The organism is Scandinavium sp., assembly GCF_036271055.1.
In the GTDB taxonomy this organism is placed as follows: domain Bacteria; phylum Pseudomonadota; class Gammaproteobacteria; order Enterobacterales; family Enterobacteriaceae; genus Scandinavium.
On record NZ_DATBBJ010000073.1, the window covers coordinates 298,041 to 313,448 of the forward strand.

Genomic DNA, 15,408 nt, shown 5'->3' on the forward strand with positions numbered 1-15,408 from the left:
AATGAGAGAGCGATGCGGGTATCAAGACAAGTTGTTGAGATTTGATAACTTGCTAGCAAAATATCATTAACATATGAGTATTTTGCGTGACAGGGGGTTATGGAATGAAGGGAAAAGAAGCCCGATGGCGAGGGGCCGCCGGACTTATTCGCGCGTTAAAGATCGAAGAAAACCGTTTCAGCTTCGCCTTGAAGATGAATGTCAAAACGGTAAACGATGTTATCGCCACGCTGCTCGCGCTGGCCGATTAACGTTTTGCGACGCACTTCCCACTCAATCAGATTCAGCACCGGGTCGCGCTGATTAGCGTCTTGCTCATCGGAGAAATACATCCGGGTATTCAAGCCAATGTTAATTCCCCTGGCAACAATCCACAGATTCACGTGCGGGGCCATTACACGACCGTCACGGCCCACGACTGCACCGGGTTTGATGGTGTCAAAACGCCAGACGCCGGAGTCAAAATCTGAACAGCTCCGCCCCCAGCCGCGAAAATCTGCATCGAGGTTTTTCTCACTTTGCTGGTCGGCAGGGTGGTTATAGCGTCCGGCGGCGTTGGCCTGCCAGATTTCCAGCAGAACATCGCGCACAGGCGTGCCGGAGCCGTCGAACACACGACCTTCAATCGTGATGCGCTCGCCTTCGGTATGGCTGTTGGTCAGCACCGGGCCAAAGTTTTTCTCGAAGATGTGAAATCCCGCCGCGTCAGGCGCGAGGCCAATATGAACATACGGCCCGGCGGTTTGCGAGGCGGTTTCGGCTAAATAGTCTTTCATCGCGCGGCTCCCTGAGTGCGGTTTTCAAATAGCGTGGCACGACTGCCGCGCAGCACCAGATCAAAACGGTAGGCCAGGCAATCAAGTGGCACGGCAGCATGAATATCGAGTTCGGCAATCAGCGTCCGGATGGCGTCATCGTTGTTAATCGTTTTCACGATCGGACACTGTTTGATCAGCGGATCGCCCTCGAAATACATCTGTGTAATCAGCCGTTGGGCGAACGCCTCGCCAGAAAGCGAAAAGTGAATGTGCGATGGGCGCCAGTCGCTGGCCTGATTGCGCCACGGATACGGGCCGGGCTTGATGGTGCGGAAAAAGTAATAACCGTTTTCATCGGTGAGCACGCGTCCACAGCCGCCGAAATTAGGGTCGACCGGGGCCAGATACTGATCTTTCTTATGACGATAACGACCACCGGCATTGGCTTGCCACACTTCGACCAGCGTATTTTTCATCGGGCGGCCAAAGCCATCGCGCACATAACCGTGAACAATAATACGCTCGCCAATCGGCAAACCCTCTTTGGCGTAATTCAGGATCAGATCGTTGTCCTGCGGGCCCAGATCGTCGCTGCTGAAAACAGGGCCGGTGATTTCCGACAAAGAATTTTGCAGCGAGATGAGGGCATTACGCGGCGAGCGTAACACGCTGGTTTTGTAGCCGGGGGCAAAGGCGGGCGGGTGATTATTGTAATCACGATGCACCACTTCGCGTGGGGTCCAATTGTCAGTCATAGGGCGCTCCGGGTCAGAGGAAATCTTAGGGTTATCAGTTCGCCTCTCGGAGTGTGTGTAATGATATTGTTAATTTAAAGTGAATTTATAAGGCTTTTTGCATAACAAGAGGTTATAAACCGCACCAATGACGGGTGTAAACGGTGAGGCAACGAAGAGGTAATCCGCGATCACAATTCAGAAATTCTTCCTCCCGGCGGCAAATGGCTTATGTACACTCCAGGTAATATTCACTGGAGACATGACATCATGGCGAACACCATCACGGCTGATGAGATTCGGGAAAACTTTTCGCAGGCAATGTCAGCGATGTACCAGCAGGAAGTTCCACAGTACGGCATGTTGCTGGAACTTGTCGCCGATGTAAACCTCGCGGTGCTGGAACATAATCCGCACTTGCATGAACAACTGGCGAATGCCGACGAACTGGCGCGTCTGAATGTCGAGCGCCACGGGGCAATTCGCGTAGGCTCAGCCAATGAACTGGCAACTCTACGCCGTATGTTTGCGATCATGGGGATGCAACCGGTCAGCTATTACGATCTCTCCCAGGCAGGCGTGCCGGTGCATTCAACCGCGTTTCGTCCGGTGGAAGACGCGGCGCTGGCGCGTAACCCGTTCCGCGTCTTTACTTCGCTGCTTCGTCTGGAATTGATTGATAACATTGAATTGCGGAAGAAAGCCGCAGAGATCCTCGCCAAGCGAGATATTTTTACCCCGCGCTGTCGCCAGCTGATTGCACACTTCGAAACACAAGGGGAGTTCACAGCGGCAGAAGCGAAAGAGTTCGTAAAAGAAGCCCTCGAAACCTTCCGTTGGCACAGTCACGCCACGGTCGATCAGGACACTTATCTGGCGCTGCACAATGAACATCGCTTGATTGCTGACGTGGTCTGTTTCCCCGGTTGCCATATCAACCATCTGACGCCGCGCACGCTGGATATTGACCGCGTGCAGTCGCTAATGCCGGAATACGGTATTCAGCCGAAAATTTTGATTGAAGGCCCGCCACGCCGCGAAGTGCCGATTCTGCTGCGACAAACCAGTTTTAAAGCGCTGGAAGAACCGGTGTTATTTGCCGGAGAGCACCGTGGCACGCATACCGCGCGTTTTGGCGAAATAGAACAACGAGGTGTGGCGCTGACGCCAAAAGGCCGTGCTCTATATGATGCGTTGCTGACTGAAGCTGGGACGGGCAAAGACAACATGAGTCATCAGCAGCATCTCTCTGAGATGTTCAAAGCCTTCCCGGACAGCGAAATGTTCCTGCGCCGTCAGGAGTTAGCCTATTTCCGCTATCGTCTGACGCCAGCCGGGGAAGCCCATCGTCAGGCATTTCGTCCCGGCGATGACCCGCAGCCGCTGATCGAACGTGGCTGGCTGGTGGCACAACCGATCACCTATGAGGACTTTTTACCGGTGAGTGCGGCAGGCATTTTCCAGTCGAACCTTGGCAACGAAACACAGTCGCGCAGCCACGGAAATTCCAGCAAAGCGGCATTCGAAGAGGCGCTCGGCTGCGCGGTGCTGGATGAGTTTCAGTTGTATCAGGAAGCGGAAGATCGCAGCAAACGGCGGTGCGGGTTGTGACAACGTCACGTTGTCAGGTGAGTCGACAGGTGCGCGTAACTTGTTTGATCTGACGCTGGGTTAAGCAGCCCATCGCGAAACTGCGTCAGCCCAATCGCTTTTGCGGAAATTTCCCGTACCACTAAGCGGTAGCTGGCTCCGGTTTTCACGCTCAGCGCGTAGGGCCGTACCAGTCTGCCGCTGAGCAAATCTTCTTCCACCAGGGTTTCGTCGGCGATTGCCACGCCAAAACCTTGTACTGCTGCGGTAATCGCCAAATCCATGGTGTCGAAGTGCTGATTTTTTTGCATCGCAGAAGGCAGTGGCTTGGGCAATTTGGCCAGCCATAACGACCAGTCGGTTTTGTCTCGGGTGGGATGCAAAAATGTCATGCCTGAAAACAGCGTATTTTCCGCCAGGCGGTGACTGACCACTGGCGTCAACGACTCCTCAAACAGCAAATCACCGGCATTCATGTGCGTGCCGAACACAATCGCCGCGTCAAACGGTTCGGTTTTGAAATTAACCGAATGTTCGGTGGTGGTGGTGAGCGCAATCTGCATCTCCGGGAAACGTTGCTCAATCTCCACCAGACGCGGCACCAGCCAGCGCATCGCGCAGGTCGGCGCTTTAAGACGAACCACAGTTTGCTGCTGACGCGCCTGTTCTGCGACCATCATCATCTGATTGAAAGACGTCATTAACTCCGGATACAGCGCGCTGCCCTGAGGCGACAAACGCAGGCCGCGAGCCAGTCGTTCGAACAGGGGAAAACCAAACCATGCCTCAAGTGTCGCAATCTTGCGACTCACCGCGCCCTGAGTCAGACACAACTCTCTGGCGGCGTGCGTCAGGTTCAGATGACGGGCGGTCACCAGAAAAGTTTCGATGGCATTCAACGGCAACTGACGACGGGACATGCTGACTCCAGCTATGCAATTTGGTCATGGCGAGTATGACACAGCGTCACAGCTCAATAAACGGCAATCGCCTGCGACTCTGCGTGGCGGCTTTCGAGGCCGATTTGGCGATATTTTCACCTATTTCGGCACACACGGTAATGCCCTGCACAAACGGCTGGTCATGCATCAAATAGGGCAATGCGGCGAAGGCAATTCGTCCGCGCACCGACTCAGGTTCAAGTAGCGTGTAATCCTGGGCAACATCCGGGAAATCTTCACCGGTAGTTTCCAGTTGCTGACGTAATGTCGGGAAGGGCAAATCACGGATTTTGAGCGCCTGCTGCCCACGAGCGTCGATAAAAGTATCGAACTCGAAATCACCGTTTTGGCTGAAAATCAGCGTCCTGTCGGTTTCAACCTCCATCTTATAGTCCGTTCCCAGCGCATGGATGCTGAGTATCCCAGCCTCACGTAAAGCCAGCAAACGCCGAATCGACTCTGACGGAATGGCGGTGTAGTTATCGATAAACACACGAGCCAGTCCATTTTTGAAACGCTCCCGGTCCCGCTCCGTAAGGTGCGGCACGATATCTTCTACCGCTTCGTGTAGGCGCAAAATGGTGTAGCGCCAGTACACGGTATGTTTTTCGCGTTTGTTGCGTTCGACTTCCCGAAGGTTCGCGACGGCCCAGTGAAAGGGATTATGGTTTTTCCTGTCGGCAAACCAGGCGTCGGAGAACGTATCGGCATTCAACGATTGCAGTGAAATTTTCTCGCTCCATTGCGGGTCGGCACGTTCAAGTTCCTGAAGCACAAGTTCAAATACGCGGTCCAGTAAACCATCGCTCCCGGCGGCAATTTCTCTCTCAATGGCAAGCTCTGTCACGATCAGCAAGGGTTCATAGGGAATAGGGCAGTAAAAATCCGCTTCCGGCAAAATTCCGGAACGCGACAGCAGGGCAATTTTCAGTGACTGACTTTCGTCATTGAGTTTGAACGCCATCGAATCAGCATCGGATTCAATGAACGTACCATGCTGCACCACCACAGCCATCGCCGCATCAATGGCGCTGAGCGAGATGCCCATAATGCCAACGTTGCCTGCCGTAATATGGGCTTCAATCAAACCCGACCACGGACTCGGGAAAAATGAGCGTGTCGCTTCCTCTTCTTCCGGCCAGACGTGGCCTGTGGCGATCACCGCCAGATCGTAGATGTCGCTGACCGGCTCGCCTTCGGCCCACAGCGTGACGCCCTCTGGTGAAGCCTTGATATCCGTGATGTCGCAGGATTCTTGAATGGCTATCTGGAAACCACGCTGTTTCGCCTGTTCAACCAGTTGCAGAAACTGCGCGCGATAATATTCACCAAGCAAAATACGCGGCAAAAACTGGCGTTCATGAAGCGTCGTTGGCTCCACGCCGTAACGCGCCAGATGCGCTTTTGGCTGGCTTTTCAGCCAGTCGAGATAAGTGGAAAACAGCGGGGGAATTTCAATGCTGGCGATGTTTGCCAGCATCATGCGTGAGTTATCCTCATCGGTATAAGGCATGCCGACACCCGCTTCTTCCGCGCGTTCATATAACGAAATCGCCATCGGCGTTTTGTTTTTCACCAGCGAATAAAAGGTATAAATACCGGTTGGGCCAGTGCCAATAATGGCTATCTTTTTCATTCATCTGTTCCTGTCATCCTTTGTTCCAAGTCTAGACCAGGATTAGAGCTATGCAATTTCCTCATGGCTATCATGACAACAATTCGATTGTCGGCTCCCGAGGCTTTCTATTGAATAGTTATGCATATTTACTGAGAAAGGATTGGCGATGACTCTGCGTTCTTCGGTGAAAACCCGCACAAAACTGCCCGACGTGGGCACGACCATTTTTACCGTGATTGGTCAGCTTTCTTCTCAACATAACGCGATTAACCTTTCCCAGGGCGCACCGAATTTTGCTTGTGACGCTCGTTTAGTGCAGGGCGTAACGCGCGCGATGGAAGAGGGGCATAATCAGTATGCGCCGATGACCGGGCTGCATTCGCTGAAAACGCGCATCGCAGAAAAGATTGCCACTCTGTATGGCACGCGCTACGACGTTGACAGCGAAGTGCTGGTCACCGCCAGCGCCAGTCAGGGCCTCTATTCAGCCATCGGTGGTCTGGTCCATCCCGGCGATGAAGTTATCTATTTTGAGCCGTCGTTCGACAGCTACGCGCCGATTGTGCGTTTGCAGGGCGCAACGCCGGTCGCTATCAAGCTGACGGTGCCTGATTTCACCGTCAATTGGGATGAAGTGCGCGCAGCCATCACGCCACGCACGCGGATGATCATCATCAATACGCCGCATAACCCGAGCGGCAAAGTGTTCGACGGCGACGATTTAAATCAGTTGGCCGCGCTGACCCGCAACACCGATATCGTGATTTTGTCCGATGAAGTGTACGAACATGTGGTATTCGACGGTCAGCCACATCACGGTATGGCGACGCATCCGCAACTGGCAGAGCGCAGTGTGATCATCTCCTCATTCGGCAAAACCTATCATGTCACCGGCTGGCGCGTGGGTTACTGTGTGGCCCCGGCGGAACTGATGGACGAAATCTGCAAAGTGCATCAATTTCTGATGTTCTCTGCCGATACACCGATGCAGTACGCCTTTGCGGAACACATGAATGACCCGCAAACCTGGCTGTCGCTGGCGGCGTTTTATCAGCGCAAGCGTGACCTTTTGCAGTCATTGCTGGCCGAATCACCGTTCCGTCTGCTACCGAGTCAGGGTTCTTTCTTCCTGCTGGCGGATTACAGCCATTTCAGCGATGAAAGCGACAGCGAAATGGTGAAGCGTTTAATTGTCGACCACGGCGTGGCGACGATCCCGCTGTCGGCGTTCTACACCGATGGCACCGATAACAAACTGATCCGCCTCTCTTTTGCGAAAGATGAGGCCACATTACGAGCAGGTGCTGCGGCCCTGTGTCAGGTAAAACCACGTTAAGGGGCGTTGGCGATGAAGAAAGTGAAAGCACTGATTGTGGGCATGGGCCTGTTCTGCTCGGTCTCTTCCTTTGCCGCAGGCGAGCTGCGTTTCGGCGTGGAAGCGGAGTATCCGCCGTTTGAAAGCCGTAACTCCGCAGGCGAACTCGAAGGGTTTGATATCGATTTAGGCAACGCCATCTGTAAAGCGGCAGCGCTGAAATGCAGTTGGATAGAAAGCTCGTTTGATTCGCTGATCCCGGGCCTGGTGGCGAAGAAATTCGATGCCATCAACTCGGCGATGAATATCACTGAACAACGGCGTAAAAGTATCGATTTCACCCAACCGATTTACCGCATCCCTTCGCAGTTAGTGGGTAAAGAAAGCAGCGGAATGCAGACCACGCCGGAAGGGTTAAAGGGCAAAACCATTGGCGTGTTACAGGGTTCAATTCAGGAAACCTATGCCAAAGAACATTGGGAAAAACACGGTGTCACCGTGGTGTCCTATAAAGATCAGAATTTGGCGTGGGCCGATTTGCTGAACGGACGTATTGACGCAAGCCTTGTGATGTCTGCCGCCGGACAGGCCGGATTCCTTAGCAAACCGCAGGGCAAAGGCTTCGGTTTCATCGGCAAACCTGTCGCGGATGACACCATTCTGGGCAGCGGCATTGGCTTTGGTTTACGCCAGGGCGATGCAGAGCACAAAAAACAACTCGACGCCGCCATCGACAAAGTTCGCGCCGATGGCACGATCACCAAGCTTGCGGCGAAATACTTTCCTGGTATCGATGTCAGCGTAAAATAGCCTTCATTCTTCAAGTTGCAGGTGCGTTGGCTGCGTTCCCACACCCCAGTCACTTACTTAAGTAAGCTCCTGGGGATGTGCTCTCTTGCCGCGTAATTCGGTCCATTTGGACCTCACCCCTTTGGGGCCAGCGCAAGCGCTGTTCAAAACGCCTTCGGCATTTTGTCCTGCAACTTGAATTATTTTGGCTATTACCTCCGCAGTACAAATTGATTCCTTGAGAGCTTTACGCATTTTTACAGCAGGAATCAGGCACTTCCGATCCCAATTATTTATTTCCGGGTTTGTTCGGATTTTGTACCGTCAACAATTGGATTATCGGCAGTTTTTGTCTAGAGTGGGCGCATCTTAGCGAAGTCGATTATCAAAGAAGGACGCTGACTCAGGCATGAACCGCAGACACTTTATAAAATCTTCCATGGCTGTAGCCGCAGTGAGCGCTACATCTGGCATCGCCACTCTGTTCTCCAAAGCCGCCTTTGCTGATGACTCGTCGATTGCCGACGGGCAAACGCGCCGCTTTGATTATTCCGTGTTGCAATCTATGGCGCGCGATATCGCCAGCCAACCGTGGGGCGGCGCACCGAAAGATCTGCCGAAAACGCTGGCAGAGCTAACGCCGCAGGCCTATAACGCCATTCAGTATGATGCGTCCCAGTCGCTGTGGAACAACATCGAAGAGCGCCAACTGGATGTGCAATTCTTCCACGTCGGGATGGGCTTCCGTCGCCGTGTACGCATGTTCTCGCTGGACACTGCTTCGCAGCAGGCGCGTGAAATCCACTTCCGCCCTGAGTTGTTCAAATATAACGACGCAGGGGTGGACACCAAACAGCTCGAAGGGCAGACCGATCTTGGTTTTGCTGGCTTCCGTACCTTTAAAGCACCTGAACTGGCGCGTCGCGATATCGTCTCGTTCCTCGGCGCAAGCTACTTCCGCGCGGTCGACAGCACTTATCAATACGGTTTATCCGCACGTGGGCTGGCGGTGGATACCTTCACCGACACGCCAGAAGAGTTCCCGGACTTCACCTCTTTCTGGTTTGAAACCGTCAAGCCAGGCGCCACGGTGTTTACCGTCTATGCGCTGCTCGACAGCCCAAGCGTGACCGGCGCGTACAAATTCACCGTCAACTGCCAGGAAACGCAGGTGATCATGGATGTGGAAAACCACATCTTCGCGCGCAAGGACATCAAACAACTCGGCATCGCGCCGATGACCAGTATGTTCAGTTGTGGCAACAACGAACGCCGCACCTGCGACACCATTCATCCGCAAATTCATGACTCCGATCGCCTGGCGATGTGGCGTGGCAACGGTGAATGGGTTTGCCGTCCGCTGAATAACCCGCAGAAATTGCAGTTCAATGCGTTCCAGGACAAAAACCCGCGCGGGTTTGGCCTGTTACAACTGGACCGCGATTTCTCACATTATCAGGACGTGATGGGCTGGTACGACAAACGCCCAAGCCTGTGGGTTGAGCCGCGTAATCAGTGGGGCGATGGGGCCGTGTCGTTGATGGAAATCCCAACCACGGGCGAAACGCTGGATAACATCGTTTGCTTCTGGCAGCCGAAGAAAGCGGTAAAAGCAGGCGACGAGCTGGACTTCAAATACCGTCTGTACTGGGCCGCACAGCCGCCAGTGCGTTCTCCGCTGGCGCGCGTGATGGCGACCCGCACCGGCATGGGCGGTTTCCCGGAAGGCTGGGCGCCAGGCGAACATTATCCGGAAAAATGGGCGCGTCGTTTTGCCATCGATTTTGTCGGGGGTGACCTGAAAGCGGCTGCGCCAAAAGGAATTGAGCCGGTTATCACGCTCTCGAACGGTGAAGCGAAGCAGGTGGAAATTCTGTACGTTGAACCGTTCGACGGCTACCGGATCCTGTTTGACTGGTATCCGACTAACGACTCTACCGATCCGGTGGAAATGCGCATGTTCCTGCGCTGTCAGGGCGACGCAGTCAGCGAAACCTGGCTGTATCAGTATTTCCCACCTGAGGCAGATAAGCGTAATTACGTTGATGACCGCGTAATGAAGTAAACGAGTAGGGCCTACGAATGATTTTGTAGGCCCTGCAAACGCAGCGCCGCTGAGTAATTATTTACCGCGATAGCGCAACGCCAGTTTCGGTGATTGTCCGCTAAATGCCTGCAAATTCGCATGCAACGCACGCCCTAACAGCGTCACATCTTCAACGCCCGGCGCACAAATTACCTCTCCTGTGTCCAATCCTTTCAGGCTGGCCGTCACCACTTCTTCTGCGCTCATGCGCGGAATGGCGCTTAAATCCATGCCCTGACGTTCATGGAACTCGGTCGCCACTACGCCCGGACACAGCACCTGGATCTGAATTCCCGCCGGTTTCAGTTCTTCGTGCAGCGCCAGGGAAAGCGAAACTAAATGCGATAGCGCGGCAACATAGGTTGCACGTCCAGCCGCTTCTCCGAGCGGGGCGGTTGCGCCGAAAGCCAGCATACCCGCGACATTCAGAATGGTGCCATTTTTGCGCTCGACCATCCCCGGCGCGGCAGCGTGAGCCAGTAACGTCGGCGCAATCACTTTCACCTGCAACAGCTCGCTGGCTTTCTTGGTAGGCAAATCGGTAAAGCCCATATAATGCGAGACACCCGCGTTGTTAATCAGCAGCGTGATCGGCTCCTGGCGGCAGATTTCGCTGATACGGTTCAGGCCTTCCGGCGTGCTTAAATCTGCCACGACCGGGCGAATCTGTCCGGCAGGAAATTCGGCGACCAGTTCATCGAGGCGCTCCTGGCGTCTGCCAACGGCGATCACGTCGTAGCCTTTGGTGGCTAAGCGGCGTGCAAATGCCTGACCAATGCCGGAAGTGGCGCCCGTTACGAGGGCTAAACGCGTTGAAGAAGACATATATAAATTCCCGTGTGACGTTATGCGAAGGATGTGAAAAGCATAGTCGGACAACCGCATCTCGACAGCGGCCAACTGCAGCCGCTTATCGAGCTGTTGTGGACGCCAATTTTACAATTTAAGAGGGGATGTCGGTGATGCCTCGGCAAATTATTATGTTGGGGTTTATACGTCCATTGCGTAGTTTATTGCATCATTGGCCTTTGAAAACCTTTTTGAGGTGTTTCCATGATCCCAGAACAACCGCTTCAGGATGAATTGATTCAGGTTTCACCTGAACTGGCGCTACATGCTGCCGATGAACGTTTTGTTTCCGCATTGCATCAACTGGTTGTTAAAAACCGCCACTGGTTGCAGCAGTCGCTGAACTGGCCACAGTTTATCGGCGGGGAAGATGACACCCGGCAAAATATGCTGAGCAACCGGATGCTGCACCAGCGCGGCTACGCCAAAATGTTCCTGATTGTGTTGCGTGATGAGTTGGTTGGCGTGCTGTCGTTTAATTCGATAGAACCGCTGAATAAAACCGGGTACATCGGATACTGGCTGGATGAAGCGCATCAGGGGCAGGGAATTATCGCCGACTGTCTCACTGCTTTTATGCGCTATTACGCGCAGCAGGGCGAAGTGCGGCGCTTTGTCATTAAATGCCGTGTGGAGAACGAACGGAGCAATCAGGTGGCGCTGCGTAACGGATTTGCGCTGGAAGGGTGTCTGAAACAGGCGGAGTTTCTCAACGGTCACTATCATGACCAGAATATTTACGCCCGTATCATTGACGAACAATCAGAGTGAACCGAGCAACGGGGTACGAGTGATCCGCTCGTCGCCGTTAATCACTTTGCGCCCACGAATGTGAATGGTGTCGCCGTCGTAGGCTTCGATCACCGCGTTGCCGCAGATTTCCACACGGTGTTCAATCACCACATCGCCGCTAATTCGCGCGTGCCCCTCAATCAAGATTTTGTCGTCGAGTAAAATCGGTCCGCCGCGCAACCAGGCGTGACCGCCCACAAGGACGTGATGTTTAAGCACACAATTGCCTTCAACGACGGCGTTTTCCGCCACTTGGGAGCTGTAGCGCAATGTCGGAATGGCATCTTCATCGCTGCCTGCTACTACTCGGGCGTTGCCATACACTTTTGCGCAGTCGCACACCCAGACGTTATTTTCTTCGTTGCCCTGAATCAGCGCGCTATCGAAAACTTCTGCGCGGTGTTCAATAAAGGCCTGATCGACAATCGCTTCACCATAAATTTGCGCCTGATGCACAATGCGCGAACGGCTCACGGTGGCGCGGTCATAGATTTGTAAATGCTGCGTTTTGTCCGGCGTCAGGCCAATGGCTGCAATGATGTCGCACTCGTTAAGAATGCGTGCGTCGCCGAAAATATGGCATTCTCCGCGCACGCGTGAGCGTTGAATGGTGACGTTGTCACTTATTCTGGCGTGATGGGAAAGAGTGGCGTGGTCGATCCAGACATCATCCTCAACTATTACACCGTGAGAAAGGGTGCAGGGCTGCGTTACTCGGGCATTGCCCGTGACTTTTACGCCAGCAAACACCACGCTGTTTTCGTCGTAAATCCAGCAGTCTCCTTGCTGGCTGAGCGCGCTTTCTTCGTCAACCCAACCGCCTGCGCTGCCTGCTGTCACATCGGCGAAATCGCGTACGGCTATAAGTTGCCAGAGGGTGACGCTTTTTTTCTCGCCTTCTTCCTGAAAGCTAAAGGCGCGTGACGTTTCGCTGAGGCGGTACTTGTTCATCGGATTTCTCTATACGAGGGATTAAGATAAACGTAGCAAAGAATCTGCGTGACGCGACGGATAAGGTTACTTTAAAATGCACCTTCAAATATTTTTGAATGATTAAACAGAATGAAGAGTGTGGATCCGCACAGCAAAGTCCTGCATTTACCCGCAGGCTATTTCGGAATGGTGCTCGGGATTATCGGCATGGGCTTTGCCTGGCGTTATGCCAGCACAATCTGGCCGGTGCCGAAGATGATTGGCGACGGGTTGGTTATGCTCGCGATTACCGTATGGGCACTGTTGACCCTGGCATTTTTACTGCGCGTCGTACGCTTTCCGCATAGCGTGCTGGCGGAGATGCGCCACCCGATCGCCAGCAGTTTTGTCAGCCTTTTTCCCGCCACCACAATGCTGGTAGCGATTGGTGTCACGCCCTGGTGCAGGTCGCTGGCAGTAGGGCTGTTTAGCGCTGGCGTAGCCACCCAACTCTGTTACGCCGCGTGGCAAAGCGCCGGATTGTGGCGCGGGCAGCATCCGAATGAAGCGACAACGCCGGGGCTTTATCTGCCGACCGTTGCCAACAATTTTATCAGCGCGATGGCCTGTGGGGCTTTGGGCTATACCGATGCCGGACTGGTGTTTCTCGGGGCGGGCGTGTTGTCGTGGCTGAGTCTTGAGCCGGTGATCCTCCAGCGTTTACGCAGTGCCGGGGAGTTACCTGCGCCATTACGCACATCGCTCGGCATTCAACTCGCTCCTGCGTTAGTGGCTTGTAGCGCTTGGTTTGCCGTTAACGGCGGTCAGGTTGATGTGTTCGCCAAAATGCTGTTCGGCTACGGCTTATTGCAGCTGCTGTTTATGCTGCGCCTGATGCCGTGGTTCCTGAAACAGCCGTTTAACGCCTCGTACTGGAGCTTTTCGTTCGGTATTTCTGCGCTCGCGACCACCGGCTTGCACCTTGGGCATGCCCGCCCGGACGGTTTTTTCCATACGCTGGCGCTGCCACTGTTTATTTTTACCAATGCGATCATTGCGTTGCTGATTATCCGCACCGTGCATTTGCTGCTTTGTGGCAAGCTGCTGACTCGCGTTGAACGCCATACACTTTTAAGCAACAAGGACTCCCAATGACCCTTCGTGATGAAAATTACTTCACCGACAAATACGGCATGACCCGCACGCATTCCGAAGTGCTGCATGCGGCGACGAAAATCGCGCCGGGCAAAACCCTGGATTTAGGCTGTGGACAGGGGCGCAACAGCCTCTATCTGGCAGCCAATGGGTTTGATGTAACGGCGTGGGATAAAAATCTGGCGAGTATCAGCAATCTGGAAAAGGTGCGCCAGGCCGAAGGGCTGGAGAATCTGCGTTCGAAAGAAGTGGATCTCAATACGCTGACATTCGATGGTGAATACGATTTTATCCTCTCCACCGTGGTGATGATGTTTCTCGACGCAGACACCATTCCGGGCCTTATTGCCAACATGCAGCGCTGCACGCGTCCTGGCGGCTGGAACCTGATTGTGGCGGCGATGGATACCGACGACTATCCCTGTAACGTCGGCTTCCCGTTTGCCTTCAAGCGCGATGAGCTGAAAAACTATTACGCGGGATGGGAGTTTGACCGTTATAACGAAGACGTCGGTGAATTACACCGCACCGACGCCAACGGTAACCGCATTAAACTGCGTTTTGCCACTATGCTCGCACGCAAACCGTCTTAACGCGCAGCCAGCAGACATAGCTGAAGGGCGACATTGTACGAGGCCTCAAACGATTTCAGCGGCAGGAACTCAAACTTCGAGTGGAAGTTGTGCGCGCCTGTGAAAAAGTTTGGGGTCAGCAGCCCTTTGGCTGATAACGCCGCGCCGTCAGTGCCACCGCGCATCGGCGTCGGTTTTGGCGTGATGCCTAAACTTTCCATCGCTTCAAACATCAGATCGATTGCGCGTCGGTCTTCGCCAACGGCATTGCTGATATTGCTGTAGGTATCGCTTATCTGAAACTCGACTTTTGCCGTCGGGTGTTGGGTGGCAATCTTCGCTGCGACATCTGCAATTTGCTGTTTGCGGCGTTCGAAACTCTCTTTGTCGAAATCACGAATACTGGCGTGCAACACTGCGTAGCTTTGCACCGCTTCCATGCCGTTAAACCAAACATAGCCTTCGCGGCCAGCGGTGTGTTCCGGCGTTTGCTGACGGTCAAAATGGCTCATGAAATCGGTGGCCATCAGCAGGGGATTCACTAACACGTCTTTCGATGACATTGGGTGCGCGGTCACGCCGGTAAAGCGGATTTCAGCCGCCGCGGCGTTAAAGTTTTCATAGACGATTTCGCCCAGTTCGCAGCAGTCGATGGTCCAGGCGAAATCGACGTTGAAGCGACGCTCAATATCCAGCGCCTTTGCACCGCGCAGACCCACTTCTTCATCCGGCACAAACGCCACCACGATATCGCCGTGACGCTGATCTGCTTGCAGATTTTCCAGCAGCGTCATAACGACTGTTACCGCCGCTTTGTTATCGGCCCCAAGCACGCTGGTGCCGTCACTGAAAATAATCTCTTCATCAGGGTAGGAAAGGATTTCCGGGTGTTCATTCACCCGTAGCCAGATCTCTTTTTCAGCATTCAGACAGAGATCCTGACCGCTAAAACGCAGGATTTGTGGATGAATATCCGGTGACAGACCGACGTCTACGGTATCGATATGCGTGATAAAACCGACGCGCGGTGCGCCTGCGACATTGCCTTTTTTCACGGCGGTAACGGTGGCGTGTTCATCGATTTCGATGTTGTCCAACCCCAGTTGTGCCAGCTCTTTAGCAAGCAAACGCGCCATCTCATGCTGACCGACGGTAGTGGGTAACGTCGTGGCGCTGGCGTCGCTTTGGCTGGTGATCGCGAGGTAGCGGAAAAAGCGTTGGGTTAATTGACTGACGAGCGGCGATGACATAGTGGATCCTTCTTTATTCGTGTTATCAGGTGTTTGCATTTTGTAAT

Annotated in this window: 14 protein-coding genes; 7 read left to right on the top strand and 7 right to left on the bottom strand. The window is 53.8% G+C overall.

All coding sequences use genetic code 11. From position 1 onward, the window contains the following. Positions 1-155 precede the first annotated feature (155 nt). The gene (pcaG, locus tag VH187_RS15175; protein WP_329702274.1) at positions 156-776 is read right to left on the bottom strand and encodes a protocatechuate 3,4-dioxygenase subunit alpha; all 621 of its coding nucleotides are present in this window, start codon (positions 774-776) and stop codon (positions 156-158) included. Then, complete coding sequence (gene pcaH / locus VH187_RS15180; RefSeq protein ID WP_329702275.1) at positions 773-1,513, bottom strand: protocatechuate 3,4-dioxygenase subunit beta; 741 nt, start codon at positions 1,511-1,513, stop codon at positions 773-775. Before pcaH ends, pcaG begins: the two co-directional genes overlap by 4 nt. Positions 1,514-1,762: 249 nt before the next feature. Here pcaH and hglS point away from each other — a divergent pair, with 249 nt between their 5' ends. Further along, positions 1,763-3,103 (top strand): 2-oxoadipate dioxygenase/decarboxylase HglS, encoded by a 1,341-nt coding sequence (gene hglS, locus VH187_RS15185; protein WP_329702276.1) that lies wholly within the window; start codon positions 1,763-1,765, stop codon positions 3,101-3,103. Positions 3,104-3,108: 5 nt separating this feature from the next. Here the strand turns inward: hglS and VH187_RS15190 are convergent, their stop codons facing one another. Both VH187_RS15190 and VH187_RS15195 read right to left on the bottom strand, forming a co-directional pair. Continuing rightward, positions 3,109-4,002, bottom strand: a complete 894-nt coding sequence (locus VH187_RS15190; RefSeq protein ID WP_329702277.1) for a LysR family transcriptional regulator — start codon at positions 4,000-4,002, stop codon at positions 3,109-3,111. A 46-nt stretch (positions 4,003-4,048) separates the two neighbouring features. Then, entirely contained in the window at positions 4,049-5,659 is a 1,611-nt protein-coding gene (locus VH187_RS15195; protein ID WP_329702278.1) for an FAD-NAD(P)-binding protein, read from the bottom strand. A 148-nt stretch (positions 5,660-5,807) separates the two neighbouring features. Between VH187_RS15195 and VH187_RS15200 the strand changes: the two genes are divergently transcribed. The 3 genes from VH187_RS15200 (at position 5,808) to VH187_RS15210 (ending at position 9,810) form a co-directional block, all read left to right on the top strand. After that, entirely contained in the window at positions 5,808-6,977 is a 1,170-nt protein-coding gene (locus tag VH187_RS15200; RefSeq protein ID WP_329702279.1) for a pyridoxal phosphate-dependent aminotransferase, read from the top strand. 12 nt (positions 6,978-6,989) lie between these two features. Beyond that, positions 6,990-7,766: an ABC transporter substrate-binding protein gene (locus tag VH187_RS15205; protein WP_329702280.1), complete on the top strand. Its 777-nt coding sequence runs from the start codon at positions 6,990-6,992 to the stop codon at positions 7,764-7,766. A gap of 388 nt (positions 7,767-8,154) precedes the next feature. Beyond that, a complete protein-coding gene (locus VH187_RS15210; RefSeq protein WP_329702281.1) occupies positions 8,155-9,810 on the top strand; it encodes a glucan biosynthesis protein D in 1,656 nt (551 codons plus the stop codon). Positions 9,811-9,867: 57 nt separating this feature from the next. Here VH187_RS15210 and VH187_RS15215 read toward each other — a convergent pair whose 3' ends face one another. Further along, positions 9,868-10,656 carry an SDR family NAD(P)-dependent oxidoreductase gene (locus VH187_RS15215; protein ID WP_329702282.1) on the bottom strand — a complete coding sequence of 263 codons (789 nt, stop codon included), beginning with the start codon at positions 10,654-10,656 and terminating at the stop codon, positions 9,868-9,870. Between the two features lie 228 nt (positions 10,657-10,884). Between VH187_RS15215 and rimL the strand changes: the two genes are divergently transcribed. Then, on the top strand, positions 10,885-11,451 hold the full coding sequence (rimL, locus tag VH187_RS15220; RefSeq protein WP_329702283.1) for a 50S ribosomal protein L7/L12-serine acetyltransferase: 567 nt from the start codon (positions 10,885-10,887) through the stop codon (positions 11,449-11,451). Here rimL and ydcK read toward each other — a convergent pair. Next, positions 11,443-12,423 carry a YdcK family protein gene (ydcK, locus tag VH187_RS15225; RefSeq protein ID WP_329702284.1) on the bottom strand — a complete coding sequence of 327 codons (981 nt, stop codon included), beginning with the start codon at positions 12,421-12,423 and terminating at the stop codon, positions 11,443-11,445. The two genes, rimL and ydcK, sit on opposite strands and share 9 nt — an antisense overlap. A gap of 111 nt (positions 12,424-12,534) precedes the next feature. On the opposite strand from ydcK, the gene tehA reads away from it, so the two are divergent. Both tehA and tehB read left to right on the top strand, forming a co-directional pair. Continuing rightward, positions 12,535-13,539, top strand: coding sequence for a dicarboxylate transporter/tellurite-resistance protein TehA (tehA, locus tag VH187_RS15230; RefSeq protein WP_329702285.1), 1,005 nt, complete (start codon positions 12,535-12,537; stop codon positions 13,537-13,539). After that, on the top strand, positions 13,536-14,132 hold the full coding sequence (tehB, locus tag VH187_RS15235) for a tellurite resistance methyltransferase TehB (protein ID WP_329702286.1): 597 nt from the start codon (positions 13,536-13,538) through the stop codon (positions 14,130-14,132). The genes tehA and tehB overlap by 4 nt, the downstream gene beginning before the upstream one ends. Here the strand turns inward: tehB and pepT are convergent. Next, the gene (gene pepT / locus VH187_RS15240; protein WP_329702287.1) at positions 14,129-15,361 is read right to left on the bottom strand and encodes a peptidase T; all 1,233 of its coding nucleotides are present in this window, start codon (positions 15,359-15,361) and stop codon (positions 14,129-14,131) included. The two genes, tehB and pepT, sit on opposite strands and share 4 nt — an antisense overlap. Positions 15,362-15,408 lie beyond the last annotated feature (47 nt).